The 26,245-nt window shown below is 65.2% G+C and carries 22 protein-coding genes; 13 read left to right on the plus strand and 9 right to left on the minus strand.

Translation table 11 applies throughout. From position 1 onward, the window contains the following. The first annotated feature begins 44 nt into the window (after window positions 1-44). From BHE01S_RS26680 to BHE01S_RS26705, 6 genes are all read left to right on the plus strand, one after another. Window positions 45-863, plus strand: a complete 819-nt coding sequence (locus BHE01S_RS26680; protein WP_042269202.1) for an SDR family oxidoreductase — start codon at window positions 45-47, stop codon at window positions 861-863. Between the two features lie 203 nt (window positions 864-1,066). Beyond that, complete coding sequence (locus BHE01S_RS26685; RefSeq protein ID WP_042269113.1) at window positions 1,067-1,462, plus strand: dihydroneopterin aldolase; 396 nt, start codon at window positions 1,067-1,069, stop codon at window positions 1,460-1,462. Between the two features lie 3 nt (window positions 1,463-1,465). Beyond that, window positions 1,466-2,437, plus strand: coding sequence for a tRNA 2-thiocytidine(32) synthetase TtcA (ttcA, locus tag BHE01S_RS26690; RefSeq protein ID WP_042269115.1), 972 nt, complete (start codon window positions 1,466-1,468; stop codon window positions 2,435-2,437). Window positions 2,438-2,643: 206 nt separating this feature from the next. Further along, the gene (gene glmU, locus BHE01S_RS26695) at window positions 2,644-4,005 is read left to right on the plus strand and encodes a bifunctional UDP-N-acetylglucosamine diphosphorylase/glucosamine-1-phosphate N-acetyltransferase GlmU (RefSeq protein ID WP_042269116.1); all 1,362 of its coding nucleotides are present in this window, start codon (window positions 2,644-2,646) and stop codon (window positions 4,003-4,005) included. Window positions 4,006-4,085: 80 nt separating this feature from the next. Next, on the plus strand, window positions 4,086-5,912 hold the full coding sequence (glmS, locus tag BHE01S_RS26700; RefSeq protein WP_042269118.1) for a glutamine--fructose-6-phosphate transaminase (isomerizing): 1,827 nt from the start codon (window positions 4,086-4,088) through the stop codon (window positions 5,910-5,912). Window positions 5,913-6,190: 278 nt separating this feature from the next. Further along, on the plus strand, window positions 6,191-6,958 hold the full coding sequence (locus tag BHE01S_RS26705; protein ID WP_245639869.1) for an SIR2 family NAD-dependent protein deacylase: 768 nt from the start codon (window positions 6,191-6,193) through the stop codon (window positions 6,956-6,958). 531 nt (window positions 6,959-7,489) lie between these two features. Here the strand turns inward: BHE01S_RS26705 and BHE01S_RS26715 are convergent. Continuing rightward, on the minus strand, window positions 7,490-8,413 hold the full coding sequence (locus BHE01S_RS26715; RefSeq protein WP_407669557.1) for a DMT family transporter: 924 nt from the start codon (window positions 8,411-8,413) through the stop codon (window positions 7,490-7,492). Window positions 8,414-8,890: 477 nt separating this feature from the next. On the opposite strand from BHE01S_RS26715, the gene BHE01S_RS26720 reads away from it, so the two are divergent. Further along, window positions 8,891-9,112, plus strand: a complete 222-nt coding sequence (locus BHE01S_RS26720; RefSeq protein ID WP_042269123.1) for a hypothetical protein — start codon at window positions 8,891-8,893, stop codon at window positions 9,110-9,112. Between the two features lie 73 nt (window positions 9,113-9,185). Here BHE01S_RS26720 and BHE01S_RS26725 read toward each other — a convergent pair whose 3' ends face one another. Both BHE01S_RS26725 and BHE01S_RS26730 read right to left on the minus strand, forming a co-directional pair. Continuing rightward, complete coding sequence (locus tag BHE01S_RS26725; protein ID WP_042269125.1) at window positions 9,186-9,470, minus strand: hypothetical protein; 285 nt, start codon at window positions 9,468-9,470, stop codon at window positions 9,186-9,188. A 115-nt stretch (window positions 9,471-9,585) separates the two neighbouring features. Further along, window positions 9,586-10,404 carry a Mut7-C RNAse domain-containing protein gene (locus BHE01S_RS26730; RefSeq protein ID WP_042269128.1) on the minus strand — a complete coding sequence of 273 codons (819 nt, stop codon included), beginning with the start codon at window positions 10,402-10,404 and terminating at the stop codon, window positions 9,586-9,588. 138 nt (window positions 10,405-10,542) lie between these two features. On the opposite strand from BHE01S_RS26730, the gene BHE01S_RS26735 reads away from it, so the two are divergent. Both BHE01S_RS26735 and BHE01S_RS26740 read left to right on the plus strand, forming a co-directional pair. Continuing rightward, window positions 10,543-11,415, plus strand: a complete 873-nt coding sequence (locus BHE01S_RS26735; protein ID WP_042269130.1) for an NAD(P)-dependent oxidoreductase — start codon at window positions 10,543-10,545, stop codon at window positions 11,413-11,415. A 264-nt stretch (window positions 11,416-11,679) separates the two neighbouring features. Then, complete coding sequence (locus tag BHE01S_RS26740; RefSeq protein ID WP_042269132.1) at window positions 11,680-12,045, plus strand: response regulator; 366 nt, start codon at window positions 11,680-11,682, stop codon at window positions 12,043-12,045. A 245-nt stretch (window positions 12,046-12,290) separates the two neighbouring features. On the opposite strand, the gene argC is transcribed toward BHE01S_RS26740, so the two are convergent. From argC to BHE01S_RS26755, 3 genes are all read right to left on the minus strand, one after another. Beyond that, window positions 12,291-13,238, minus strand: coding sequence for an N-acetyl-gamma-glutamyl-phosphate reductase (argC, locus tag BHE01S_RS26745; RefSeq protein ID WP_042269134.1), 948 nt, complete (start codon window positions 13,236-13,238; stop codon window positions 12,291-12,293). Between the two features lie 161 nt (window positions 13,239-13,399). Continuing rightward, window positions 13,400-13,981 (minus strand): flavodoxin family protein, encoded by a 582-nt coding sequence (locus BHE01S_RS26750; RefSeq protein WP_042269136.1) that lies wholly within the window; start codon window positions 13,979-13,981, stop codon window positions 13,400-13,402. A 141-nt stretch (window positions 13,982-14,122) separates the two neighbouring features. Continuing rightward, complete coding sequence (locus BHE01S_RS26755; RefSeq protein ID WP_245639874.1) at window positions 14,123-14,647, minus strand: YbhB/YbcL family Raf kinase inhibitor-like protein; 525 nt, start codon at window positions 14,645-14,647, stop codon at window positions 14,123-14,125. A gap of 343 nt (window positions 14,648-14,990) precedes the next feature. Between BHE01S_RS26755 and BHE01S_RS26760 the strand changes: the two genes are divergently transcribed. Continuing rightward, window positions 14,991-15,698, plus strand: coding sequence for a response regulator (locus tag BHE01S_RS26760; protein WP_042269141.1), 708 nt, complete (start codon window positions 14,991-14,993; stop codon window positions 15,696-15,698). A gap of 97 nt (window positions 15,699-15,795) precedes the next feature. Here the strand turns inward: BHE01S_RS26760 and BHE01S_RS26765 are convergent, their stop codons facing one another. Continuing rightward, on the minus strand, window positions 15,796-16,482 hold the full coding sequence (locus BHE01S_RS26765; protein ID WP_028203433.1) for an orotate phosphoribosyltransferase: 687 nt from the start codon (window positions 16,480-16,482) through the stop codon (window positions 15,796-15,798). A 410-nt stretch (window positions 16,483-16,892) separates the two neighbouring features. On the opposite strand from BHE01S_RS26765, the gene BHE01S_RS26770 reads away from it, so the two are divergent. Then, a complete protein-coding gene (locus BHE01S_RS26770) occupies window positions 16,893-18,131 on the plus strand; it encodes an MFS transporter (RefSeq protein ID WP_042269144.1) in 1,239 nt (412 codons plus the stop codon). Window positions 18,132-18,343: 212 nt separating this feature from the next. Continuing rightward, window positions 18,344-20,644, plus strand: coding sequence for an NADP-dependent malic enzyme (locus BHE01S_RS26775; protein ID WP_042269146.1), 2,301 nt, complete (start codon window positions 18,344-18,346; stop codon window positions 20,642-20,644). An 86-nt stretch (window positions 20,645-20,730) separates the two neighbouring features. Here BHE01S_RS26775 and BHE01S_RS26780 read toward each other — a convergent pair whose 3' ends face one another. Further along, a complete protein-coding gene (locus BHE01S_RS26780; RefSeq protein ID WP_042269148.1) occupies window positions 20,731-24,345 on the minus strand; it encodes an indolepyruvate ferredoxin oxidoreductase family protein in 3,615 nt (1,204 codons plus the stop codon). A 406-nt stretch (window positions 24,346-24,751) separates the two neighbouring features. Between BHE01S_RS26780 and BHE01S_RS37140 the strand changes: the two genes are divergently transcribed. Continuing rightward, window positions 24,752-24,940, plus strand: coding sequence for a hypothetical protein (locus tag BHE01S_RS37140; protein WP_084069258.1), 189 nt, complete (start codon window positions 24,752-24,754; stop codon window positions 24,938-24,940). 145 nt (window positions 24,941-25,085) lie between these two features. On the opposite strand, the gene hppD is transcribed toward BHE01S_RS37140, so the two are convergent. Further along, complete coding sequence (hppD, locus tag BHE01S_RS26790; RefSeq protein ID WP_042269153.1) at window positions 25,086-26,183, minus strand: 4-hydroxyphenylpyruvate dioxygenase; 1,098 nt, start codon at window positions 26,181-26,183, stop codon at window positions 25,086-25,088. Window positions 26,184-26,245 lie beyond the last annotated feature (62 nt).

Raw genomic sequence — 26,245 nt, forward strand, 5'->3', positions numbered from 1 at the left:
TGTAAATGAGCGCAACTTCCGGCATCCGCCCGGCTGACGCCGACATGAGCGCATCCGGCGAAGGATCGCGCCCCGATTCTGAGGCAGAGGCGCCCGTCGTGCTGGTGACGGGCGGCGCGCGCCGCATTGGCCGCGAGTTCTCGCTCGGCTTTGCGGCGCGCGGCTGGGACGTCGCGGTCCATTACGGCGAGTCGCGCGAGGCCGCCGACGAAGTCGTCGCGCAGATCGCGGCCCTGGGCCGCCGGGCCGTGGCGCTGCACGCCGATCTCGGCGACGAAGCCCAGGTGGCGCGGCTCGTGCCGGATTGTGCGGCGGCGCTCGGTCGTCCTGCGTGCGTGCTCAACAATGCCTCGCGCTTTAGCGAGGACACGGCGCAGGATGTGGGCTACACGAAACTGCTGCAGCTCATGGCGATCAACGTGGGCGCGCCGCTCGTGCTCTCGCGCGTGCTGTACGAGGCAACGCCCGAGGCGGCGGTGGACGACGAGACGCTGCGCCCGTGTGTGATCAACGTGCTCGACCAGAAGCTGTACAACATGAATCCCGACTATCTGTCGTACACGCTGACGAAGGCCGCGTTGCAAAACGCCACCGTCGCGCTTGCCCAGGCGCTCGCGCCGAAGGTGCGCGTGGTGGGGCTCGCGCCCGGCCTCACGCTGCAGTCGGGCGACCAGACGCCGGAGAGCTTCGCCGCCGCGCACCGGGTCACGCCGCTCAAGCGTGCGTCGCGCCCCGCCGATCTCGTGGAAGCCGCGCTGTATCTCGCGCGGGCGACCGGCGTCACCGGCACGACGCTCGTCGTGGACGGCGGCCAGCACCTCGTCCCGCTGCCGCGCGACGTGATGTTTTTGACGGGCGGCTGACGCCCAAACGCGAGTTGCATCGAGATTTGCAACTAAATGCATAGCCCGCCGAGCGCAAGAGAACGAGCCCGCGGTGCTGACGAAGACAAAGGAACGCAAGCCGCCGCGCACGAGCGGTTTTGCAGACCGGCTGAACGACCCGCCGGGCGCGCCGCGCCGGCCTACGTGCGGGAGAACGCACGCTTTTATCGACTGGAACCTGTATGTCCACCGTTTTGCTTCACCCCCGGCTCGCCGATTGCCGCCGGCTTTTCCTGCGCGACTACGAAGTGCACATCAACATCGGCGTGCATGACTTCGAGAAGCGCGGCGAACAACGCGTCGTCATCAATATCGATCTGTTCGTGCCGCTCGCTTCGACCACGCCGCACGAGGACAAGCTGCGCGAAGTCGTGGATTACGACTTCATGCGCTCGACCGTTGCGCAGCGTGTGGGCCGCGGCCATATCCATCTGCAGGAGACGCTCTGCGACGATCTCGCCGCGGCGCTGCTTTCGCATGAACTCGTGCGCGCGGTGCGCGTCTCGACCGAGAAGCCCGACGTTTATCCGGACTGCGACGCGGTGGGCGTCGAGGTCTTTCGCATCAAAGAGGACTGATTCATGAACGCCCCCGAAACGCTCCCCGTCGGCGAGGACGCCGCGACCGCAGAGACGGGCCGCCAGGCGCTCACGCGCCGCGAGCAGAAGGAAGCCTACGAAAACAACAAGCTGTTCAAGCGCATCGTGCGTCAGGTCGGCCAGGCGATCGGCGACTACAACATGATCGAGAACGGCGACAAGGTCATGGTCTGCCTGTCGGGTGGCAAGGACAGCTACGCGATGCTCGACGTGCTGATGCGTCTGCGCGAGCGCGCGCCGATCGACTTCGACATCGTGGCCGTGAACCTCGACCAGAAGCAGCCGGGCTTTCCGGAGCACGTGCTGCCGGAGTACCTCGACCGTGTGGGCGTGCCGTACCACATCGAGAATCAGGACACGTACAGCATCGTCAAGCGCCTCGTGCCCGAGGGCAAGACGACATGTTCGCTGTGCTCGCGCCTGCGCCGCGGCATTCTGTACCGCGTGGCGGGCGAACTGGGCGCGACCAAGATTGCGCTCGGCCATCATCGCGACGACATGCTTCAGACGCTGCTGCTGAACCTGTTCTACGGCGGCAAGCTCAAGGGCATGCCGCCCAAGCTGCAGTCGGACGACGGCAAGAATGTCGTGATCCGGCCGCTTGCCTACGTGAAGGAAACCGATCTCGAGAAGTACGCGGTGCTGCGCGAATTCCCGATCATTCCGTGCAACCTGTGCGGCAGCCAGCCGAACCTGAAGCGCGCGGAGATGAAGGCGCTGATCCGCGAGTGGGACAAGCGCTTCCCGGGCCGCGTGGAGAACATGTTCAACGCGCTCGGCAACGTCGTGCCCTCGCACCTCATGGACACGGACTTGTTCAACTTCGCGGACCTGCGCGCGACGGGCGTGGCCGATCCGGCCGGCGATATCGCGTTCGACGAGGAACCGTGCGCAACCGACCCGGCGCTTGCGCAAGGCACGGCGATCAGGTTCACGCCGTTCGACGATCTCTAAAGCCGCGCGTTTCAAGCCGGCCCCGCGGTTTGTTCCAAACGCTCCGACCCCGCATCGGAGCGTTTTTTTGCTTCTGGCCGCCGGTCCGAAGAAAAGCAGTTGTAAAACAATGTTTTCCGGGCCACGAGGGCCCGCCTGGCCCGCGTGTCGGGGATATCCCGCATGCTAAAATCTGCCGCTTCATTCCTCATCCAGTCACCGATGCAATGAACATCGTGATCCTCGCGGCAGGCATGGGCAAACGCATGCACTCCGCGCTGCCGAAAGTGCTCCATCCGCTCGCCGGCAAGCCGCTCCTCTCGCACGTCATCGATACTGCCCGCACGCTGTCGCCCAGGCGGCTCGTCGTCGTGGTCGGCCATGGCGGCGAGGCCGTGCGCGAAGCCGTCGGCGCGCCCGACGTCCAGTTCGCGCTGCAGGCGCAGCAGCTCGGCACGGGCCACGCGCTCGCGCAGGCGCTGCCGCTGCTCGACGCGAACGTGCCCACGCTCGTGCTCTACGGCGACGTGCCGCTCACGCGCGCTTCCACGCTCAGGCGTCTTGTCGATACCGCCGGCCAGAACGGCTACGGCATCCTCACCGTCACGCTCGACGACCCGACCGGGTACGGCCGCATCGTGCGCGGCGCGGCGGGCCAGGTGGAGCGCATCGTCGAGCAGAAGGACGCCAACGATGCCGAGCGCAAGATCGCCGAGATCAACACGGGCATCGTCGTGACGCCAACCGCGCCGCTCGCGGGCTGGCTCGCCGCGCTGAGGAACGACAACGCGCAGGGCGAGTATTACCTCACCGACGTGGTGCAAGCCGCGATCGCCGCCGGTCATCCGGCCGTGACCGCGCAGCCCGACGCAGCGTGGGAAACGCTCGGCGTGAACAGCAAGCAGCAGCTCGCCGAACTCGAGCGCGTGCATCAGCACAACGTGGCCGGGGCGCTGCTCGTGGCGGGCGTGACGCTCGCGGACCCGGCGCGCATCGACGTGCGCGGCTCGCTCACCTGCGGGCGCGACGTGTTCATCGACGTGAACTGCGTGTTCGAAGGCGAGGTGACGCTGGCGGACAACGTGAGCGTGGGCCCGAACTGCGTGATTCGCAGCGCGTCGATCGGCGCGGGCACGCGCGTGGACGCCTACACGCATATCGAAAACGCGGCGGTCGGCGCGAACGCGGTGCTGGGGCCCTATGCGCGTCTGCGTCCCGGCGCGAAGCTCGCCGACGACGTGCATGTGGGCAACTTCGTCGAAGTGAAGAACGCGAACATCGGCGTGGGCTCGAAGGCGAATCACCTGAGCTACGTGGGCGACGCGGATGTCGGCGCGGGCGTGAACATCGGCGCGGGCACCATCACCTGCAACTACGACGGCGCGAACAAGCACCGCACGATCATCGAGGACAACGTGTTCGTGGGCTCGGATACGCAGCTCGTCGCGCCCGTGCGCGTGGGCCGCGGCGTGACCATCGCGGCGGGTACGACGGTGTGGAAGGACGTGCCGCAAGCCACGCTCGTGCTCAACGAGAAGACGCAGATTGTGAAGACCGGCTACGTTCGGCCGGTGAAGAAAAAGAACTGAACGGTTGAAACCCGGCGCCGCTCGCGTGAAAGTGAAAGCGCGCGCGGCGCCCACGCCTCTCATTGCAAAGGATCGAATCCATGTGCGGCATTGTCGGCGCGGTTGCGCTTCGTAATATCGTTCCCGTCCTGATCGAAGGACTGCGGCGCCTCGAATATCGCGGCTACGACTCGTGCGGCGTGGCCGTCGTGACGGCCGACGGCCCGCAGCGCGTGCGCAGCGTCGCGCGCGTGGCCGAGCTCGACGAGCAGGTGCGCGAGGCGCGCTTCGAAGGCGTGACCGGTATCGCGCATACGCGCTGGGCCACGCACGGCGCACCCACGGTGAACAACGCGCACCCGATCTTCTCGCGCGACACGCTCGCGATCGTGCATAACGGCATCATCGAGAATTACGAGTCGCTGCGCGACATGCTGCGGGCGAAGGGCTACGAATTCGTTTCGCAGACCGACACCGAAGTCATCGCCCATCTGATCCACAGCCTTTATCAAGGCGACCTGTTCGCCGCCGTGCGCGCCGCCGTGCAGCAGCTCGCGGGCGCGTATGCGATCGGCGTGGTGCACAAGAGCCAGCCGCATACGGTGGTCGGCGCGCGCGCCGGTTCGCCGCTCGTGGTGGGTTATGGCAAGGGTGAGAATTTCATCGCGTCGGACGGCCTGGCCATTGCGGGCAGCGCGGAGCACATCAGCTACCTGGAAGAAGGCGATGTGTGCGAGATCACGCTGGAAGGCGTGCGCATTGCCGATCGGGCCGGCAACCTCGTGACGCGCGAAGTGCGTGACGTGCAGGCCTATGGCGCTTACGGCGGCGCGGTCGATCTCGGCCCGTATCGCCACTACATGCAGAAGGAAATCTTCGAGCAGCCGCGCGCGATCTCCGACACGATTCCCGCCGATCTCGCCTTCGACCCCGTGCAGTTCGGCGAGAACGCGCTCGAAGTGTTCAAGGGCATCGACAGCATCCTCATTCTCGCGTGCGGCACGAGCTACTACGCGGGCCTCACCGCGAAGTACTGGCTCGAATCGGTGGCGAAGATCCGCACCGATGTCGAAATCGCGAGCGAATACCGCTATCGCGAGTCGGTACCGAATCCGCGCGCGCTTGTCGTGACGATCTCGCAGTCGGGCGAAACCGCCGACACGCTCGCCGCGCTCAAGCACGCGCAGTCGCTCGGCATGGCGCACACGCTCGCGGTGTGCAATGTGGCGACGAGCGCGATGGTGCGGCTCACCGCACTCAAGTTCCTCACGCACGCCGGGCGCGAGATTGGTGTGGCGTCGACGAAGGCGTTCACGACGCAGCTCGTCGGCCTGTTCATTCTCGCCGTCACGCTCGGCAAGCTGCGCGGCCATGTGAACGCCGGACAGGAAGCGACGTACCTGACGGAGCTGCGCCACCTGCCGGCGGCGCTCAACGGCGTGCTGGCGCTGGAGCCGCAGATCATCGCGTGGTCGCAGGAGTTCGCGCGCAAGGAAAACGCGCTGTTCCTCGGGCGCGGCCTGCATTACCCGATCGCGCTCGAAGGCGCGCTCAAGCTCAAGGAAATCTCGTACATCCACGCCGAGGCGTATCCGGCGGGCGAACTCAAGCACGGTCCGCTTGCCCTCGTGACCGAGGCGATGCCTGTGGTGACGGTGGCGCCCAACGACGCGCTGCTCGAAAAGCTCAAGTCGAACATGCAGGAAGTGCGCGCGCGCGGCGGCCAGCTGTACGTGTTCGCCGATGCCGATACGCACATCACGAGCGAAGACGGCATCCACGTGATCCGCATGCCGGAGCATTACGGGCTGCTCTCGCCGATCCTGCACGTCGTGCCGCTGCAACTGCTCGCGTATCACACGGCGTGCGCGCGCGGTACCGATGTGGACAAGCCGCGCAATCTCGCGAAGTCGGTGACGGTGGAGTGAGGTTGTCGCGCGCGGTTTGCGCTGATTGCGCCGATTGAAAAGAGGGGATGCCATTGCGGCATCCCTTTTTTATTGGATCGAACGCAGCAGGAGGCGTTCAAAGGCCGCTCAGCGGGCTGCCGTGGTTCCGTGCGTGGGCCGGGCAGGCCACACGCGCTGCACCGCCTCTGAGGGCGCGCAACGCGCTCGTCGGGACCCTGCGCCGTTCCGCCATGGCGAACCTCTGCCGAAACGCCGCTGGAAGGTCATAATGTCGCCGTTCGAGCAAGGAGGCGAAAGTGGCAAACGTGGCGCAATCCCGGCAACCGGCGCAGTCCGGCAGACTCCCCCGCCTGTTCGTGTTTTCCGGTGCTGGGCTGTCAGCGGAAAGCGGCATTTCGACGTTCCGCACCGGCGACGGCATCTGGTCGCACGCGAGCATCGACGAAGTCTGCAATTACCTCACGTGGCGCCGCAACCGGCCCGCGGTGTTCCGTTTCTACAACCAGCGTATCGCCGAATGCGGCGACGCGCGCCCGAACGCCGCCCACGAACGGCTCGCGAAGTGGCAGGACGCCTGGGGCACGGAGCGCGTGCATCTCGTCACGCAGAACATCGACGACATGCTCGAGCAGGCCGGCGCGCGCCAGGTGACGCATCTGCACGGCGACATGATTTCGCTTCTGTGCACCGACTGCGACTATCGCTTTCCAGCCTCCGGCCGCGCGCTCGATCCGCAAGCCGCTTGTCCGTCGTGCGGCCAGGTGGAGGGCGTCAAACCCGGCGTGGTGTTCTTCAACGAGGCCGCGCCCGAGTACGAGACGCTCTGGCGCATTCAGTGCGACATGTCGCCTGACGATCTCTTTATCGCCGTGGGGACGGCATTCGAGGTGGTCCCGCCCGAGCGGCTTCTGCCGTCTGCGCGTTGCGGACATTACGCGCGCAATTTCCTCGTCGATCCGGCGCCTCGGCGCACGGAATGCTTCGGCGTCGTCGAGGCCAAGCCCGCGACCATCGGTTTGCTCGATCTCGAGCCGACGATCGAGCGGATGATGGCGGGCGATTAGTTCCACGGTGTTCTCGCGCGATGCATTGAGCAAGGGCGTGCTTCCTCGGGAGGCACGCCCTTTTTCATGTGCGCATGCGCGCGATTAAACACAGCATGCAATGGCGTTGCGCGAATGCGCAGCACGCGAGCGCAGCGAGCGTCGCGATTTTCCCCATAGTCTTTTCAGTATTTATATTAATAAGTAATAACAGTTAACAAGTCCTGGCATTAACTGTGGACAACGCGAAAATTGCCTGATGGCTCATACCGATGCAAAACGGATAGCCATGCGGACAAAGCTTGTACGCGTTGCGAGCTGGCGGGATAACTTTTCGGACCGCAACGCCAGGTGCGTAGTTATCAAGAAGTGGTCCACAGGTCGTTCGCCGGGTCGTCCCCAGGTTGTCCAGAGGCGGGCGTGGATAACCTGGTTCGGCGCGGCGCCATCACGCGTTATCCACGCGAAAAAAATGGCGTCGCTCTCGAGCGACGCCATTTATCGAAACAGTGAAGAGCACGATATCAACGCGAGGGAAATCCTGGCGCGCGTTTATGCCGTTTCGGCAGGTTGCGTCGCGGCGCGCTGCTTCGCGAGCGTGCGCGCTTGCCAGGCCGGCAGAAGTTGGCAGGCGAGCAGGCCGGCGAGCATGAGCGCGCAGCCCGCGAGTGCGCGCGGCATGAGCGTTTCGCCGAGTGCGACCCAGCCCGCGAGTGCGGCGAACACGCCTTCCATGCTGAAGATCACCGCGGCGTGCGCGGGCGCGGCGTCGCGCTGCGCGACGACCTGCAGCGTATAACCGATGCCCACCGAAAGCGCGCCGCCATACAGAATGGTGGGCGCGGCACGCGCGATGTCGGCCGCGCGCAGCGGTTCGCACGCGAGCCCGATCGCGAGGCACACTACGCCGCAGGCAACGAACTGCACGATCGACAGCGCGAGCGGATCGTGGCGCGGCGCGTAATGGCCCACGAGCATGACCTGGATCGAAATGACGAGCGCGCAGCCGAGCTGGTACCAGTCGCCGTACATCACCGAAAAGTGTTCGTTGATGCTGAGGAAGTAGAGCCCAACCGCAGCGAGCGCGGCGCCGAGCCATGTGCCGACGCCCGTGCGATGGCGCAGCAGCACGCCGAGCATCGGCACGATCACGACGTAGAGCGAGCTGATGAAGCCGGCATTGGCGATCTTCGTGTAGCCGAGCCCGATCTGCTGAAGCGAGATGGCGACGGCCAGCACGAGGCCGAGCACGGTGCCCGAGCGCAGCAGCGTGCCGTCGAACAGCGCTGGCGCCGCGGCGTTACCGCTGTCCGCGGCGCCGCGTTCGCTGGCGCCGCGGCGTGCAAGCAGAAAGACCGAGACGACGCCGGCGCCCAGCAGGAAGCGCAGGCCGGTGAACAGGAACGGGCCGATGGCGTCGAGGCTCAGTCGCTGGGCGACGAACGCCGAGCCCCAGATGAGGGCGGCGGTCAGCATCAGCAGATTGGCGCGCAGGTGGCGGCGGGTGGCGGATTGCAAGCGGAGATCTCTTTTCGCGGGGAACGGGCGCGACAGCGTTTTCGACGGTTGGCGCGCGGCGCGCGGTGGCCGGCCTGATGTCCTGTTGCGCAAGGGGCGGTTGCCCGCTTGGGTTGCCCTTTTTTCGCGATTGCATCTGAATCGGGTATCAATCTGGCCCGAATTCGCGCGAGGCAGGCCGATTCAGCGTATTACGTGAAAAAACAACGAACTTCCGGAAAACGAACGCGTAAATGCCGATCGTATCCGAATTGAAAGGGAATTGTCTCCCGGAAAATACACCCGGGCATTAGCGGATGACAAATGCCCTACGCTGCGTAATACTGCTTCGCGCGAAACGCCCGCCCAGATCGGCAAGCGGACCGTTTCGCGGTTTCACGCTGTCCTAATTCACAACGTGCCGGTCATTATTTGTCAGGTTTTGGGGAACAACAGATGAAAAAGATTCTCGCCTCGCTTATCGCAGCATCGTTCGCACTGGTCACGGCTCACGCATTCGCCCAAGACGCTTCGGCTCCCGCTGCAACCGCACCGGCAGCCAGCGCACCGGCCAAGGCCAAGAAGCAACACAAGCAACTCAAGCACCACGGCAAGCGCGCCGCTGTGTCGGAAGGCGCATCGGCCTCCGGTACGGCGGACAAGGGCCAGGCTAACTAAACGCCCTTCAGCCGTAAAAAAGCCAGAGCGTCCGCTCTGGCTTTTTTTTTGCGCACTCGCGGCGGCTGTGTGCTCAGGACGCGTCGCGCGCGAGCCCAGCCTCCAGCAATTCCGCGAGCAGGCCATTCACCCCGCCTGGGTGGTCCTCGGCGCGGGCCTTCAGCTTCTCGACGAGATCGGCGTTGAGCTTGCACGCGAAGGGCACGAGCCCTTGTGCCTGGTCCAGCTTGCGTTGTTCGCGGCGGTCCAGCGCCGGTTGCACCGAACCCTTGCCGAAACGCTCGGGCCCGCTCTTGTGCGTCGCTTGCATCAGTTTCAGTGCCTTGTTCTTCTCAAGGTCGGTTTTCTTCATGGCCATATGTCGTGCTCCGTGTTGGGCGGTGGCGCGCATTGTACGCAAACGCCTGCGTGCGTCCATCGCGGCGATGTGCCTCTCGAACGCATTCAGCCGCATCGATCATCCGTGAATTCCGCTACGCGCCGCCTCCGCGGTCTGGCCCCTCATGGCCGTTGCGCCGCTCGCGCCGGTTATGGGCCGCATGCGCTTCGTCCGCCGGGCTTGTGAGGCCGTCGATCAGCGTGCGCATGCGCTGCCAGTGCGAGCCTTCCCAGAACACCCGCCGGCAGACGTCGCAGGTCACGAAGCGCGTCTGCCGGTCGTAGACGCCGGCGGGCACACGCTCGCGCACCGCGGCGCGCTCGATCGGCCGCAGCGGCGCGTTGCACATGAGGCAGAGCCGGAACGGCCGCGCGCTCGACGCGAGATCGAGCCGCTCGAAAATCTCGTGAACCTGGGCGCGCGGCTTGAGCGCGCGCACGTAGCAGCCGTGCGTGATGCTGCGCCGCTTGAGCAGCTCGCGGTCGCGCGTGAGGACGATGCGGTGCTCGGCGGCGGCGAGTGCCTCGATTTCGTCGTCGGGGAAATGGTTGTCGTAGAGCGTATCGAAACCGGCTAGCCGAAGGAGTTGCGCGAGGCCGCCCAGATGCGCGTCGGCGACGAAGCGCGGTTCACGCAGCGGCGTGTCGCGCACGCGCAGCAGCGGCCGGATGTCGAGCGCCTCGAACTTCGGGTAAACGGCCACGCGGTCGCCGTCCGCGAGTGGATGATCGAAACCGGCCGATTCGCCATTCACGAGGATCAGCTCGACTTCCGTGTGCGGCACACCGAGCGCTTCGATCATGTGTTTCGCCGTGGCGTTGCGCGCGCAGGCGCAACTGAACGCACGCCGGCGCAGCGGCCGCGCAAGAAAGTCGTTCAGCTCCTCGTAGAAGCGGAAGGTGGCGGTGACCATGCAAAGCAGTATCGCACCGCCCGCCAGCGCGCGCGTGCGTTCGCGCGGCGTGAGCGTCTGCCTGCAGCCCGGCCTGTCTTGTGCTGTACTGCACCTTTCCTCCGGGTTTCCCCTCGTTTTTCATGGAAGGAGCAGGCGATGGACATCGGATTTATCGGTCTTGGCGAAATGGGCGGCGCGATGGTCGGCAATCTGCTGAAGGCGGGCCACACGGTGCGCGTGTGGAACCGCACGGCCGCGAAGGCGCAGGCGCTTGCCGACGCTGGCGCGCGCATCGTCGGCACGCCGGGCGAGGCGTTCGCGGGCGACGCCGTGGTCTCGATGCTTGCCGACGACGCTGCGCTGCGCGAGGTCATCGACGCGACGTTGCTCGACCATGCGCCACAAGGCCTCGTGCACGTGAACATGGCGACCATTTCCGTCGCACTGGCCGAAGCGCTTGCGCATGCCCATGCCGGGCGCGGCCTGCACTACGTGGCGGCGCCGGTGCTCGGGCGCCCGGACGCCGCGCAGGCGGCGAAACTCACGATCATGGCGGCAGGGGCGATCGAGGCGATCGATCGCGTGCAACCGCTGTTCGACGTGATCGGCCAGAAAACGTGGCGCGTGGGCACGGTGCCGCAGCAGGCGAACGTGATGAAACTCGCTGCGAACTTCATGCTGGCTGCGGCTGTCGAGTCGCTCGGCGAGGCCGCGGCGCTGCTCGACGGCTACGGCGTCGCGATGCGCGAGTTCCTCGACGTCGTGACGGGCGGACCGTTCCCGGGCCCGGTGTATGCGGGCTACGGCGGCATGATCGCGCAGCGGCGCTACGAGCCCGCGCTCTTCAAGGCGCGCCTCGGCCTGAAGGACGTGCGGCTCGCGCTGGCCGCGGCCGACGCCGCCGCGACGCCGATGCCGCTCGCGAGCGTGCTGCGCGACAGCCTGCTCGAAGCCGTGGCGCACGGCGACGGCGAGCGCGATTTCGCCGTGCTCGGCAAGGTGGCCGCGCGGCGCGCGGGCCGCGGCTGACGGGTCTGCGTGAAATGAAGGGGCGCAATGAGGCGCGGCGAACGTTCGCGGGCGTTTGGCGATCAAAATCTTCAGACGACCGCTCGGTGACGCACAAAGACCCAGCTGGCGGTTGAGCACAATATGACGCATCTCGACGGACGGCGGCCGGTTTTGCGGCGCCGCCCGCTACGTGGGGACGGGGAACCGATGACGACGACAGGGCCCGCAACGGATCCACCGGGAACTCCGGTTGCAAGCCATTTCAGGGTAGGAGAACGGCGGATGGAGACGCGCATCCTGATCGCCGATAACGACGAAAAGTCGCTGGACGGGCTCAGCACCTTGCTGACCGATCTCGGTTACGGCGTATCGGTGGCCCGCACGCTCGGCGAGGCGCTCGATCTCGCCGCGCGCGGCGCGCCCGATGTGGCGATCGTGGCGCTTTCGCTCGCGCAGGACGAGCCCGCAACGATCGTGCGGCAATTGCGGGCGGTCGGCGGCGAGCGTGCGCCGCTCCTGATCGCGCTCGCCGGCTGGGGCGAATCGCGCCACCGCGACGAGGCGCTGGCAGCGGGCTTCGATGTGCATCTCGTGCGGCCGGTGGGGCTCGATCAGCTGATGTTCATCCTGTCGATGACAGGGCAATGACGAATGTGTTGTTGTGGCGCAACATTCAGGGTGCGCACTACTTTACATGTTGCATTGCATCACGCTAGTCGATATACTTCCTCTTGTCTCCTCCATGTCTCCTCTGATATGGATTCAGCCCGCCAATCATTGGCGGGCTTTTTTTCGTCTGGAGATTTTGCATCGGCGCAAGGCAGGCCCGGAGGGGCGAAAAAAAAACCGGCTCAGCGAGCCGGTTTTTTGTTTGCGCGGCAACTGCGCATGCTTCAGGCATGCAGGCCGGTGTTTTCAGCCGTGCCAATCGCGAGATTCATGCACTGGATCGCCGCGCCCGAAGCGCCCTTGCCGAGGTTGTCGAGGCGCGCGACGGTGACGAACTGCTCGTCGTTGCCGAACACGAACAGGTCGACACGGTTCGTGTCGTTGTTCGCCTGAACGTCGAACATGCCGGCGTCGAGGTTTTCATCGGCATTGAAAGGCGCCACGCGCACGAATGGCTCGCCCGCGTAGTACTCGGCGAAGAGCGCCTGCACGTCCCGCGGTTTTGCGCCGCGCGTGAGCTGCTTCGGCGAAAAATAGGTCGTGACCGCGAGGCCCTTGTAGAACGGCCCGACAATCGGCGTGAACACCGGCGCCGACTTCAGGCCGCCGTGCACCGCCATTTCCGGCAAATGCTTGTGGGTGAGGCCGAGCGCGTACGGGCGCGGGCTCGCGAGCTTCGCGTTGCCGCCCGCTTCGTACTCCGCAATCATCTTCTTGCCGCCGCCGCTATAGCCAGTGAGCGAGTAGCTGTGCGCGGCGAAATCCGGCGCGACGAGGCCCGCTTCGACGAGCGGACGCATGGCGAGAATGAACGCCGAAGCGTGACAGCCGGGCACCGCGATGCGCTTCGACTTGCGCACCTTGTCGCGTTGGGCTTGGGTCAGCTCGGGCAGGCCGTAGGCCCAGTCGGCCTGGGTGCGAAACGCCGTGCTAGCGTCGATGAGGACGGTGCGGTCGTTTTCGACGAGCGAGGCCGATTCGCGCGAGGCGACATCGGGCAGGCACAGGAACGTTACGTCCGAAGCGTTGATGAGACGGCGGCGTTCCTCGACGTCCTTGCGCTTCGCGTCGTCGATACGCAGGATCTCGACGTCGGTGCGCGGCGACAGGTATTCAAAAATCTTCAGGCCGGTTGTGCCTTCCTGTCCGTCGACAAAAACTTTCGTGCTCATCTCAGTCTCTCTGAACGCGGGGGGATTGCGGGGCGCCATCACCCAGGGCGGCGCTGGAACGGTATTTTAAGACGTCATACCGGCACACGTGTGAACGCGCCTGGAAAAAATCGGGGGCTTACCCGTGGCTCACCCCGGGGCAAGCCCATAAGGCCGTGGGCTCAGGCGCTCGCCGCGCGGCCGGCCAGCCACCGGTCGGTGACGGCCGCAACGCGCACGCCGAAGGCGCGCGCCGTTTCGAGGTCGCCCGCAGGCGGCGCTTCTTCGGGCGTGGCGTCGGCCGGCGACTGCGCGAGCAGCCCGGTGAAGCCGCCCACGAAGTTCACGTCGTTGCGCGTGGCGGCCTTCGTGTTCGCGGGCAGCATGCCGGTGCCGGTCCAGACCATGCCATGCTGCATCGACAGCGTGACGAAATACTGGATGGTCGAAAACTTGTCGCCATTCATGGTCGCCGAGTTGGTGAAGCCGGCGGCGATCTTGTCCTTCCACTTTTGCGTGAACCACGCCTTCGAACTCGCGTCCGCGAACTTCTTGAAGTCGGCGGACGGCCCGCCCATGTAAGTGGGCGCGCCGAATACGATGGCGTCGGCGGCATCGAGCGCCGCCCAACCCGCATCGTCGATCTCGTTCACGGCGATCATCCTCGCGTCGGCGCCCGCGCCCTCGAGCCCCGCCAGGACGCTCTCCGCAAGCTTCTTCGTATGGCCGTAGCCGCTGTGATACGCAATGACGATCCGGGACATGGACAACTCCATTCAAGGGGGACGAGGCGCTGCGTCGCTACCCGCGCGTCGCAGCAACGGGACGCATCATCTTAAACTTTTCCGTGCTGCAGCATGCGCCGCGTGGCGCATCGGCAGCGAGCCGTGCGCAACCGCTCCCGGTCAGCGGCCGTATGTCACGGTGATTTGCGCGCTTCCGAGCGTCGAGCCGCTGATCTCGCGATCGAACAGCGCGGCGGGGCGACCTTGCGCGAGCGGGAGCGTATCGACGTTCAGCGCGTAGACGGTGATGACGTAGCGATGCGGATTGCCCGGCGGCGGACATGGCCCCCCATAGCCGTCGATGTCGAAATCGTTGCGCGCCTCGATCGCGCCGAGCTTGCGCAGCGCGCCCGAAGCGCTGGCGTTCTCCGGCAGGCTCTTCACGCTCGCGGGAATATTCGCGACGGCCCAGTGCCACCAGCCGCGCCCCGGCGCGTCGCGATCGAAGATCGTAATGGCGAAACTGCGCGTATTTGCAGGAACATTGCGCCACGTCAAGCTTGGCGATTGGTTAGGCCCCTTGCAGCCTGCATCGTTGAAGATCTGGCGTGGTCCGACTTTTCCGCCGTCACTCAAGTCGGCGCTCGATACCGTGAAATTTTCATCTGCGCAGGCCAGGTTGGCGGTCATCACCATGCTCGTCATGGCGAGCCACGCCAGTGCGCTCACACGGCGTATGCGACCTGGCTCAAAGTCGTAGGGAGTACGCATCAGCGAGTTCTCCTGTATGTTTGCGAAATTCGGGTCACGCGGTCATGAAGGAAGGGTTTGATGGGTTCCCTGGTCCGAATTTGCTTCAAGCTTCAATATAGCGGTATAAGCGAGCGAGCCTTGGCCTGCACACGTACAGAATGAGCGGAAAGATTCCGCTATAGTCATACATTCTCCTGTTCGGGCACGCGAAGCCGCCGGGCGCCAGAAACAAGAAGCGAAATAGCGGATGGCCTCGCGCCGCAGAGAGAAGCAGGATTGCCTACAGGGAGGGCTAATGCATCAACCAATCAGGGTCGTAGTTGCCGACGATCATCCGGTGATCTTGTTTGGTGCGGAACATGCACTGCTCAACTTTCCCGGGATCCAGGTCGTTGGCCGCGCCCGCCAGTCCACCGAACTCGTCAAGGCGTTGCAAACGGGCCCCTGCGACGTGCTGGTGACCGACCTTGCCATGCCGGGCGGCCAATATGGCGATGGTCTGCCGCTCATCGGCTACCTGCGGCGCAACTTCCCGAACGTTCCCATCGTTGTCCTCACGATGCTCGAGAATCCCGCGCTGCTCAAACGCCTGGGCGAACTTGGCGTGTTCGCGGTAGTGCACAAATCCGACGACCTGAGCCACATCGGCCTCGCGGTACAGCGTGTGAGCCGCAATTTCGAATACATGAGCCCACAAGTGAAGATTGCGCTCGATCAATTGCGCATCAACAGCGGCGGGAAAACCGACGAGGTGATTCTCTCAAAGCGGGAACTCGAAGTCGTGCGACTCTTTGTTTCGGGCATGACGATTAAAGAAATATCCGAGAAGTTGAACCGGAGCATCAAGACGATTAGTACTCAAAAGAACACGGCGATGCGCAAGCTCGGACTCGATCGAGACTCCGGACTTTTCCAGTACGCGCAGAGCAATGGCTTGCTTAATCTGTCTTCGCACGCGCCCAATGTGCCTGACGAGGACAATGAGGCACAAGTGGCGCATTGAGCCCGCCGCTTTGCGCCGGCCAGAAAAAAGGCCATCTGCCCCAGGAGGCAGATGGCCCTTTTTGCTATATACCCGCGCTTGCGCGGCTCGTGCGCGCTTACTGCGGTGCCGACGTCGCGCCGCCGTGCGCCGCCGACCACTCGGCCGGTGCGTGCAGGAATTTCTCGACTTCGTCGAGCGTCTTCGTTTCGAAGTAGCCCGATTCCTTGGCGACACGCAGCACGTCCCACCAGGTGGCGAGCGCATGCAGGTCGACGTCGATGTCCTTCAGGACCGAGACGCTTTCCTTGAAGATGTTGTAGTGGAACAGCACGAAGCAGTGGTTCACCTGCGCGCCGGCCGTGCGTAGCGCGTTGATGAAGTTGATCTTGCTGCGGCTGTCGGTGGTCAGGTCTTCGACGAGCAGCACGCGCTGGCCTTCCGTGAGCAGACCCTCGATCTGCGCATTGCGGCCGAAACCCTTCGGCTTCTTGCGCACGTACTGCATGGGCACCATCAGGCGGTCGGAAAGCCAGGCCGCGAACGGGATACCCGCGGTTTCGCCGCCGGCCACGGCGTCGATCTGCTCGTAGCCGACGTCGCGCAGGATCGTGGCTTCGGCCATTTCCATCAGGCCGCGGCGCACGCGCGGATACGAGATCAGCTTGCGGCAGTCGATATAGACCGGGCTTGCCCAGCCGGAAGTGAAGATGAAGGGCTTTTCGGCGTTGAAGTGCACGGCCTTCACTTCGAGCAGCATTTTCGCGGTTGCGTCCGAGATCGTCTGGCGATCGTAGCCTGTCATGGGCGAATCCTTGGATATGAGTGCGGGAGGAGGGTGGGCGCATGGCCCGGTGGCGCTGGCACGGCGGGCGCGAAGCGTGGCTTCGGTGTCTGCGGTGCGCGGCCGGCAGGCGTGGATCGTCTGCCCCGTTTTTCGACTGCGTCACTGCATGGGGTCAAGGCGACTCGCCCGTTCCGGACGGCTTCTCTTGCGCGCGTAGGCCGGTATTTTACCCGACTTGACGACCGCCGACGAGTTGCACGGGCAACCCGCGGGCAACCGCTGGCAACGACCGGCAGCGATGTGGCGCGCGACCGCCGGCGGTCGCGCGTTGCGCGCGATTTGCGGCGCGGTTGTGACGGTCCGGCCGCGCCTTTACACTCACGCCGGTTTGCGCTTCCCGTACGCGCACGTCTTTCAGGATTGCCCACATGACCGCCGTTTCTGCCAACCCCGCCGCCACGCGCGGCCACGCCCTGCGTGCACTCGTTGCCTCGGTGCTCGGCTACGCCATGGACGGCTTCGATCTGCTGATGCTCGGCTTCATGCTGCCCGCGATCGGCGCCGATTTGCATCTGTCCGGCGCGCAGGCGGGCGCGCTCGTCACATGGACGCTCGTCGGCGCGGTAGCGGGCGGTATCGGGTTCGGGCTGTTGAGCGACCGCTACGGCCGCGTGCGCGTGCTCACGTGGACCATTCTGCTGTTCGCCGTCTTCACCGGCATGTGCGCGCTGGCGCGCGGCTACGGCGACCTGCTCGTCTACCGCACCATCGCGGGCATCGGGCTGGGCGGCGAGTTCGGCATTGGCATGGCGCTCGTTGCCGAGGCGTGGCCCGCGGCCCTGCGCGCGCGGGCGTCGTCGTACGTCGGGCTCGGCTGGCAACTGGGCGTGCTGGCCGCGGCGCTGCTCACGCCGCTGCTGCTCCCGTTGATCGGCTGGCGCGGCATGTTCGCCATCGGGCTGCTGCCGGCGGTCGTTTCGTTCGCGGTGCGGCGGCGCGTGGAGGAGCCCGAGCTTTTCCTCGCGCACGCGCGGCGCATGGCTGCCGCCGCCAGGGCCGAGCGTCCGCGCGCCCTGCGCCTGCTCGTGGCCGATGCGCGCACCGCGCGCGCGAGCCTCGGTGTGGCCGTGCTGTGCTCGGTGCAGAACTTCGGCTATTACGGCCTCATGATCTGGCTGCCCGCGTACCTTTCGAAGTCGTTCGGCTATTCGCTCACGAAGTCGGGCCTGTGGACCGCCGCGACGGTGGCCGGCATGGCGCTCGGCATCTGGCTTTTCGGCGTCGCGGCCGACCGGTTCGGGCGCCGGCCGGCGTTCCTGTTCTATCAGGCGGGCGCCGTAGTGATGGTGTTCGTCTACGCGCAGCTTTCGACGCCGTTCGCGCTGCTGATTGGCGGCGCGGCCATGGGCGTGTTCGTCAACGGCATGATCGGCGGCTATGGCGCGCTCATCTCCGAGCTGTATCCCACTGCGGCCCGCGCGAGCGCGCAGAACGTGCTGTTCAACATCGGCCGCGCCGTGGGCGGCTTCGGGCCGCTCGCCGTGGGCGCGCTGGCCGCGCGCTATTCCTTCACGGCGGCGCTCGGCATGCTCGCCGCCATCTACGTGCTCGACATCCTCGCGACCCTCTTCCTGATTCCCGAACGCCGCGGCGCGGCGCTCGAATGAGCCGCGTGCATCGGTCAGACGAAAGCGCCCGCACTATCCCGCACTATCGGCCCTGCGAATTCCCGGTATCAGTCTTTGACCCACGTGGATGCGAACGGCGCCAGGTGTACACTGATCGGCCCTGCTGGAGCGCTCGTGCCGTGCGAACCGGCGGGCCTACGACCATAAAAGATTCTCTCTCTTACGTCTCTCACGTCCAGGCAGGCCTGAAAATGGATGAACAACTGAAGCAAAGCGCGCTCGCGTATCACCAGAATCCGAGGCCCGGCAAGATCTCGGTCACACCGACCAAACCGCTCTCGAACCAGCTCGACCTCTCGCTCGCGTATTCGCCCGGCGTGGCGGCCGCATGCATGGCGATTCACGAAGAGCCGCTCGACGCACAGAAGTACACCTCGCGCGCCAACCTCGTCGGCGTCGTGACGAACGGCACGGCCGTGCTTGGCCTCGGCCACATCGGCCCGCTCGCGGCCAAGCCAGTCATGGAAGGCAAGGGCTGCCTCTTCAAGAAGTTCGCCGGCATCGACGTGTTCGACATCGAACTCGACGAGCTGGACCCGGACAAGCTCGTCGACGCCGTCGCCATGCTCGAGCCGACGCTAGGCGGCATCAACCTCGAAGACATCAAGGCGCCCGAGTGCTTCTACATCGAGCAGAAGCTGCGCGAGCGCATGAAGATTCCGGTTTTCCACGACGACCAGCACGGCACGGCCATCATCGCCTCCGCTGCGATCCTCAACGGCCTGAAGGTCGTGGGCAAGGATCTGAACAGCGTGAAGCTCGTGTGCTCGGGCGCGGGCGCGGCGGCCATCGCGTGCCTGGACCTGCTCGTGAAGCTCGGTCTGAAGAAAGAGAACATCCTCGTCACCGACTCGAAGGGCGTGATCTACGAGGGCCGCGGCAATCTCGATCCGTCGAAGGCGCGTTACGCGGCCAACACGCAAGCGCGCACGCTCGGCGACGCGATCCAGGCCGCCGACGTGTTCCTCGGCTGTTCGAGCGCGGGCGTGCTCAAGCCCGAAATGGTCAAGGACATGGGCGACAAGCCGCTGATCCTCGCACTCGCGAACCCCGAGCCGGAAATCCGCCCGGAAGACGCGAAGAAGGTGCGCCCGGACGCGATCATCGCCACGGGCCGTTCGGACTATCCGAACCAGGTCAACAACGTGCTGTGCTTCCCGTTCATCTTCCGCGGCGCGCTGGACGTGGGCGCGACGACCATCACGGAAGAGATGAAGCTTGCGTGCGTGCGCGCGATCGCGGAACTCGCCGAGGAAACCGATCAGGGCGACGAAGTGGCGAAGGCCTACGAAGGCCATACGCTCGAATTCGGCCCGGAATACCTGATTCCGAAGCCGTTCGACCCGCGCCTCATCATCAAGATCGCGCCGGCCGTGGCGCAGGCCGCGATGGATTCGGGCGTGGCGACGCGTCCGATCCAGGACATGGAAGCCTACCGCGAGCAGCTTGGCGCGACGGTCTACCGCTCGGGCATGGTGATGCGCCCTGTGTTCGCGGCGGCGAAGGCCAATTGCGCGCGCATCGTGTTCGCCGAGGGCGAAGACGAGCGCGTGCTGCGCGCCGCGCAGTTCGTGCTCAACGAGAAGATCGCCAAGCCGATCATCGTGGGCCGTCCGTCGGTCGTGGAAATGCGCCTGAAGAAGATGGGCTCGAAGCTGCGTCCGGGCACCGACTTCGAGATCGTCGATCCCGAAGACGATCCGCGCTTCCAGAAGAGCTGGCAGGCGTACCACGAACTCGGCGCGCGCCAGGGCATCACGCCTGACGTGGCGAAGGCTTCGGTGCGCAAGTTCAACACGCTGATCGGCGCGATCCTCGTGCATCTGGGCGACGCCGACGGCATGATCTGCGGCCTGCTGAACAGCTTCGACTATCACCTCAAGTTCATCGATCAGGTGTTCGGCAAGGCGAAGGAAGCCCAGAACTACGCGGCGATGAACCTGCTGATGCTGCCGGGCCGCAACATCTTCATCAGCGACACCTACGTGAACGAGGTGCCGAGCGCCGAGCAGCTCGCCGACATGACGATCCTCGCCTCGCGCGAAATCGAGAAGTTCGGCATCACGCCGAAGGTCGCGCTGCTTTCTTCGTCGAACTTCGGCAGCGTGCGTTCGTCGACCTCGCAGCGCATGCAGGCTGCACGCGAGCTGATCGCCGCGCGCGATCCGCAGCTCGAAGTGGACGGCGAAATGCACGGCGACGCGGCGCTTTCCGAGCTGATCCGCAAGCAGTCGTTCCCGGGCACGACGCTCACGGGCGAAGCGAACCTGCTGATCATGCCGAACGTGGAAGCGGCCAACATCGCCTACAACCTGCTGAAGGTGATCGGCGGCGAAGGCGTGACGGTCGGCCCGTTCCTGCTGGGCGCGTCCAAGCCGGTGCACATCCTCACGCCGGCGGCAACCGTGCGACGCATCATCAACATGACGGCGGTGGCTTCGGCGAACGCCACGGTCGCGAAGGCGGCGGCGAAGTCAATCGAATCGGCTTGAATCGCCTGATGTAAAAAGGGCGCTCCGGATTGCACAGAGCGGCACGGAGCGCCCTTCGTTTTTACGGCCTCCAATTCAAGCGAGCGTCAAGCCGCGTGCCGCGCCGCTGCGTTTTCCGGCGAGCGCCACTTCGCGAGCAGCGTGGCCCACTTGGCGCGCGTGGCCTTGAGGTTGTTCTCCTTGATGTGGCCGTAACCGCGAATCGCGTCGGGCAGGTTCGCGAGTTCCACCGCGAGCGGCAGATTCCCCTCGCTCAAACCGTCGGCCACTTCGCGCATCAGCGTCTCGTACTCGCCGATCAATGCGCGTTCGTGACGGCGTTCCTCGGTGCGGCCGAACGGGTCGAGCGCCGTGCCGCGCAGGAACCTGAATTTCGCGAGTACGCGCATGGCCGTGAGCATGCGCGGGCCATACCGCTTCTTCACGAGCTGGCCTTTGTCGTCATGCTTCGCGAAGGAGGGCGGAGCGAGATGGAAGTTCACCTTCCAGTCGCCTTCGAAGCTCGCCTTGATCTTCTCGATGAACGCCGGATCCGCGTAGAGGCGCGCGACCTCGTATTCGTCCTTGTACGCCATCAGCTTGTGCAGGTTCTTCGCCACCGCTTCGGTGAGCGCAGACTGGCCGTCCACGTGCTCGAGCTTCGCTTCGGCCTGGCGCACGCTTTCGACGAACGCACGATAGCGCCGCGCGTAAGCCTCGTTCTGATACGCGGCGAGATATTGCGCGCGCTTTTCGATGAGCGTGTCGAGTGCCCTGGGCGTGTGCAGCGAGACGATCTTCGCGCCGGCGGCGGTTTCCAGGCCCGCGGCGTTCGGCTCGGGCACCGGCTTCTTCACGAGCTGATCCACGGCGGCGCGATCGTGCGCCACGCGGCGGCCCCATTCGAACGCCGCGAGATTCTTCTCGACCTGCACCGCGTTCAACTCGATCGCACGCACGAGCGACTCGTGCGTGAGCGGCAGCCAGCCCTTTTGCCACGCGTAGCCGAGCACGAACGGGTTCGTGTAGATCGCGTCGCCGAGCAGCGCGAGCGCGTAGCGGTTCGCATCGACCGTCGCGACGTTGTCCGTGCCCGCCGCGGCGCGCACGTCAGCCTCGGTGTTGGCGCCCGGGAACTGCCACTGCGGATTCTTGATGAACTCGGCGGTCGGCGTGGGCGCGCTGTTGAGCACCACGTGCGTCATGCCTTCCTGCATGCGCGAGACGCAGTCGTCGCCGGCCGTCACGATGGCGTCGCAGCCGATCACGAGGTTCGCCTCGCCCATGGCGATGCGCGTCGCGTGGATGTCGGCGGGCCGGTTGGCGATCTGCACGTGGCTCATCACCGCGCCGCCCTTTTGCGCGAGGCCCGTCACGTCGAGCACGGTCACGCCCTTGGCTTCGAGGTGCGCGGCCATGCCGAGCAGCGCGCCGATCGTCACCACGCCGGTGCCGCCCACGCCCGTCACGAGCACGCCGTAGGGGCGGTCGATGGCGGGGACGTCGGGCGTCGGGACGGTTGGCATCGCATCGTTGGCCACGCTGCTCGTCTTCGGCTTGCGCAGCTGGCCGCCTTCCACCGTCACGAAGCTCGGGCAGAAGCCCTTCAGGCAGGAGAAGTCCTTGTTGCAGGTGGACTGGTTGATCTGGCGCTTCGTGCCGTATTCCGTATCGAGCGGCTCGACGCTCAGGCAATTCGACTGCACCGAGCAATCGCCGCAGCCTTCGCACACCGCCTCGTTGATGACCACGCGCTTCGCCGGGTCCGGATACGTGCCGCGCTTGCGGCGGCGCCGCTTTTCGGTGGCGCAGGTCTGGTCGTAGATCAGGATCGTCGTGCCGGGAATCTCGCGCAGTTCGCGCTGGATCGCATCGAGCTGGTCGCGGTGGTGGATCGTCACGCCCGGCGCGAGCTTCGTGGCGGGTTCACCTTCGTACTTCCCGGGTTCGTCGGTGACGATCGCGATCTTCGCCGCGCCTTCGGCGGCGACCTGATGCGTGATCTGCGGCACGGTGAGCGTGCCGTCGACAGGCTGGCCGCCCGTCATCGCGACCGCATCGTTGTAGAGAATCTTGTAGGTGATGTTCGCCTTCGAGGCGATCGCCGCGCGGATGGCGAGCAGGCCCGAGTGGAAGTAGGTGCCGTCGCCGAGGTTGGCGAACACGTGCTTGTCGTTCGTGAACGGCGCCTGGCCGACCCACGCCACGCCTTCGCCGCCCATCTGGCTGAAGGTGCTCGTGTTGCGGTCCATCCATACCGTCATGTAGTGGCAGCCGATGCCGGCCATCGCGCGCGAGCCCTCGGGCACGTTCGTCGAGGTATTGTGCGGGCAGCCCGAGCAGAACCACGGCTTGCGCTCCGCCTGAACGCGCGGCTTCGCGAGCGCCTTTTCCTTGGCCTCGATCACCGTCATGCGCGCGGCGATGCGCGCGCGCACGTCCGAGGGCAATTCGAACTTGTCGAGCCGCGTGGAGATGGCCCGGGCGATGATCGCGGGCGAAAGCTCGTAGTGCGCGGGCAGAAGCCAGTTGCCCATCGGCACCGACCATTCGCCGCCCGCGCCGTCCTTCTCGTCGAACTTGCCGTACACGCGCGGACGCTGGGCGTCGGGCCAGTTGTACAACTCTTCCTTGATCGCGTATTCGAGAATCTGACGCTTTTCCTCGACCACGAGAATCTCTTCGAGGCCGCGCGCGAAAGCGTGCGCGCCCTGCGCTTCGAGCGGCCACACGCAGCCGACCTTGTAGAGCCGGATACCGATGCGCGAGCAGGTTTCGTCGTCGAGGCCGAGGTCGGTGAGCGCCTGGCGCACGTCCAGATACGCCTTGCCGCCCGTGATGATGCCAAAGCGCGCATGCGGCGAATCGATCTCGATGCGGTCGAGCTTGTTGGCGCGCACGTAGGCGAGCCCCGCGTACCACTTGTAGTCGAGCAGCCGCGCCTCCTGCACGAGCGGCGGGTCTGGCCAGCGGATGTTCAGCCCGCCCTCGGGCATCGCGAAGTCTTCGGGAAGGATGATGTTCGTGCGATGCGGGTCGAGCTCGACCGAAGCCGACGATTCGACCACGTCGGTCACGCATTTCATCGCGACCCAGAGGCCCGAGTAACGGCTCATCGCCCAGCCGTGCAGGCCGAAGTCGAGGTATTCCTGCACGTTCGAGGGGAACAGCACCGGCAGGCCGCAGGCCTTGAAGACGTGCTCCGACTGGTGGGCGAGCGTGGACGATTTGGCCGCATGGTCGTCGCCGGCGAGCACGAGCACGCCGCCGTGCCGCGACGAGCCGGCTGAATTACCGTGCTTGAACACGTCGCCGCTGCGGTCGACGCCCGGGCCCTTGCCGTACCACATCGAAAACACGCCATCGTATTTCGCGGACGGGTACAGGTTCACCTGCTGCGAGCCCCACACGGCGGTCGCGGCGAGGTCTTCGTTCACACCGGGCTGAAAGACGATCTGATGCGCGGCGAGATGCTGCTTCGCCTTCCAGAGGGACTGATCGAGACCGCCGAGCGGCGAGCCACGATAGCCCGAGATGAACCCCGCGGTATTGAGACCGGCGGCCTTGTCGCGCTCCTGCTGCAGCATCGGCAGGCGGACCAGCGCCTGAATGCCGCTCATGTACGCGCGGCCGCGTTCGAGGGTGTATTTGTCGTCGAGCGTGACGGAAGCGAGTGCGGCTGTAAGCGTTGCGCGCTGACCTGCGTCTAGCGGGGCATTCATTATGTGTCTTCCTCCATCCAACCAATCCGTTGTGGGATCGCCAGAACTTCAGGGCCTCGGCATCTTGTGAATGCTCTGGCCGGGGTCGCCATATTGGCTTCTTTTTTTCGATAGTAGCACTCGGATAAACCCGCCGCTTCGGGCCTCGGAGCGCCGCGCCGCACTGCGCTGCATGTTTCGGGCCCGTGGCGCCGTGTCACGCAAGCGGCCTGAAACCGCTGTGTAATAAGGGATGTGTCGAATTCCTCTGAGGAGTAACAACCTGTAAAACTTGCACTACCTGGGAACCGGTCTTGAATATCCTGTCTAACTCCCTCACCTGTGCGAACCGCGCAGCTTCCCTGGCTGTTAACAGTTATTAAAAGGGGCACTACTGCGAAAGGCAGTCCAAAAAAAGGAGTCCAGCATGAATAATCGACATATCCAGACCTTCCTGACGGTCTCGGCCGCGTTCTTCGCCATGAGCGCGCCGTTGCATTCCAACGCCAGCACAAAGGGCGGCGAGAGCGCGACGACCCGATGCGCCCAGTACACACTGAGCATGAAGGCGGATACGAACGCCATGCCAGCCGCGAAGGCCGAACGCAAGTCCTGATGCCGCGCTGATCCGCGCAGCATTCCATTCACCCGAATCCGGCGCCGGGGTGTGCGGCGGCGGATTCAAAAGTCAAAAAGGGCGAAGATCGTGCGATCTTCGCCCTTTTTGTCTGGCTTGGGCCGAAATTACCGGCGCGGGTACGTCAGGCCTTGTCCTGCACCACGCCACGGCGGATCTGATCGAGCTCGATCGACTCGAACAGCGCCTTGAAGTTGCCCTCGCCGAAGCCCTGGTTGCCCTTGCGCTGAATGATCTCGAAGAAGATCGGGCCGATCTGGTTCTCCGTGAAGATCTGCAGCAGCAGGTCTTCGGGCATGCCGTCGATCAGGATCTTGCGCTTCTTCAGTTCGTCGAGCGGCTCGGTGTGGCCCGGAATGCGGCGGTTCACGAGCTCATAGTACGTGTCGATCGTGTCGAGCAGCGCGATGTTCGACGCGCGCAGGCCGTCCACGGTGCGGTAGATGTCGTTCGTGCCGAGCGCGATGTGCTGGATGCCCTCGCCGTGATAGGCGTCGAGGTATTCCTGGATCTGGCCCGCCGTCTCGCCGCCTTCCTCGTTGATCGGGATGCGGATCTTGCCGCAGGGCGATGTCATCGCCTTCGACTTCACGCCGGTGACCTTGCCTTCGATGTCGAAGTAGCGGATTTCACGGAAGTTGAAGAGGCGCTCATAAAATTCCGCCCATTCGGCCATCCGGCCGCGGTGGACGTTGTGCGTGAGGTGGTCGATATAGGTGAGGCCGTGGCCGACCGGGTTCTGCTCGGCGCCCGCGATCGGCTCGAAGTCGACGTCATAGATGCCGATGTCGCCAATGCTTCCCGGCGCCGCGCCGTTCTTGCCGCGCCAGCGGTCGACGAAATAGATCAGCGAGTCGCCAATGCCCTTGATGGCCGGAATGTTCAGCTCCATCGGGCCCGTCTTGTTGTCGAAGCCCCACGCGCCGAGTTCGAGCGCGTGCTTGTAGGCCTTGGCGGCGTCCTGCACGCGGAAGGCGATCGCGCAGATCGACGGACCGTGCAGGCGCGCGAAGCGCTGGGCGAACGAATCGGGTTCGCCGTTGACGATGAAGTTGATGTCGCCCTGGCGGTAGAGCGTCACATCCTTATGGCGATGGCGGGCGATGGCCGTGAAGCCCATGCGCTCGAACAGCTTGCCGAGCGCCTTGGGGTCCGGCGCGGTGTATTCAATGAATTCGAAGCCGTCGGTGCCGACGGGGTTCTCCCAGTTGGGGACCTGCATGGTTGTCTCCTGGCTGATGTAGATCAGATTTCGTGCTGCACAGTGTAGTCGGCCGTATTGGG

This window comes from Paraburkholderia heleia NBRC 101817 (genome assembly GCF_000739775.1).
Taxonomy (GTDB): Bacteria; Pseudomonadota; Gammaproteobacteria; order Burkholderiales; family Burkholderiaceae; genus Paraburkholderia; species Paraburkholderia heleia.

What these genes read in the sequence shown, in the direction of transcription:
- BHE01S_RS26680 (WP_042269202.1), top strand. Translation starts at nt 45, where the DNA reads ATGAGCGCATCCGGCGAAGGATCGCGCCCCGATTCTGAGGCAGAGGCG.
- BHE01S_RS26685 (WP_042269113.1), top strand. Translation starts at nt 1,067, where the DNA reads ATGTCCACCGTTTTGCTTCACCCCCGGCTCGCCGATTGCCGCCGGCTT.
- ttcA (WP_042269115.1), top strand. Translation starts at nt 1,466, where the DNA reads ATGAACGCCCCCGAAACGCTCCCCGTCGGCGAGGACGCCGCGACCGCA.
- glmU (WP_042269116.1), top strand. Translation starts at nt 2,644, where the DNA reads ATGAACATCGTGATCCTCGCGGCAGGCATGGGCAAACGCATGCACTCC.
- glmS (WP_042269118.1), top strand. Translation starts at nt 4,086, where the DNA reads ATGTGCGGCATTGTCGGCGCGGTTGCGCTTCGTAATATCGTTCCCGTC.
- BHE01S_RS26715 (WP_407669557.1), bottom strand. Translation starts at nt 8,413, where the DNA reads ATGCTGACCGCCGCCCTCATCTGGGGCTCGGCGTTCGTCGCCCAGCGA.
- BHE01S_RS26720 (WP_042269123.1), top strand. Translation starts at nt 8,891, where the DNA reads ATGAAAAAGATTCTCGCCTCGCTTATCGCAGCATCGTTCGCACTGGTC.
- BHE01S_RS26725 (WP_042269125.1), bottom strand. Translation starts at nt 9,470, where the DNA reads ATGGCCATGAAGAAAACCGACCTTGAGAAGAACAAGGCACTGAAACTG.
- BHE01S_RS26730 (WP_042269128.1), bottom strand. Translation starts at nt 10,404, where the DNA reads ATGGTCACCGCCACCTTCCGCTTCTACGAGGAGCTGAACGACTTTCTT.
- BHE01S_RS26735 (WP_042269130.1), top strand. Translation starts at nt 10,543, where the DNA reads ATGGACATCGGATTTATCGGTCTTGGCGAAATGGGCGGCGCGATGGTC.
- BHE01S_RS26740 (WP_042269132.1), top strand. Translation starts at nt 11,680, where the DNA reads ATGGAGACGCGCATCCTGATCGCCGATAACGACGAAAAGTCGCTGGAC.
- argC (WP_042269134.1), bottom strand. Translation starts at nt 13,238, where the DNA reads ATGAGCACGAAAGTTTTTGTCGACGGACAGGAAGGCACAACCGGCCTG.
- BHE01S_RS26750 (WP_042269136.1), bottom strand. Translation starts at nt 13,981, where the DNA reads ATGTCCCGGATCGTCATTGCGTATCACAGCGGCTACGGCCATACGAAG.
- BHE01S_RS26755 (WP_245639874.1), bottom strand. Translation starts at nt 14,647, where the DNA reads ATGACGAGCATGGTGATGACCGCCAACCTGGCCTGCGCAGATGAAAAT.
- BHE01S_RS26760 (WP_042269141.1), top strand. Translation starts at nt 14,991, where the DNA reads ATGCATCAACCAATCAGGGTCGTAGTTGCCGACGATCATCCGGTGATC.
- BHE01S_RS26765 (WP_028203433.1), bottom strand. Translation starts at nt 16,482, where the DNA reads ATGACAGGCTACGATCGCCAGACGATCTCGGACGCAACCGCGAAAATG.
- BHE01S_RS26770 (WP_042269144.1), top strand. Translation starts at nt 16,893, where the DNA reads ATGACCGCCGTTTCTGCCAACCCCGCCGCCACGCGCGGCCACGCCCTG.
- BHE01S_RS26775 (WP_042269146.1), top strand. Translation starts at nt 18,344, where the DNA reads ATGGATGAACAACTGAAGCAAAGCGCGCTCGCGTATCACCAGAATCCG.
- BHE01S_RS26780 (WP_042269148.1), bottom strand. Translation starts at nt 24,345, where the DNA reads ATGAATGCCCCGCTAGACGCAGGTCAGCGCGCAACGCTTACAGCCGCA.
- BHE01S_RS37140 (WP_084069258.1), top strand. Translation starts at nt 24,752, where the DNA reads ATGAATAATCGACATATCCAGACCTTCCTGACGGTCTCGGCCGCGTTC.
- hppD (WP_042269153.1), bottom strand. Translation starts at nt 26,183, where the DNA reads ATGCAGGTCCCCAACTGGGAGAACCCCGTCGGCACCGACGGCTTCGAA.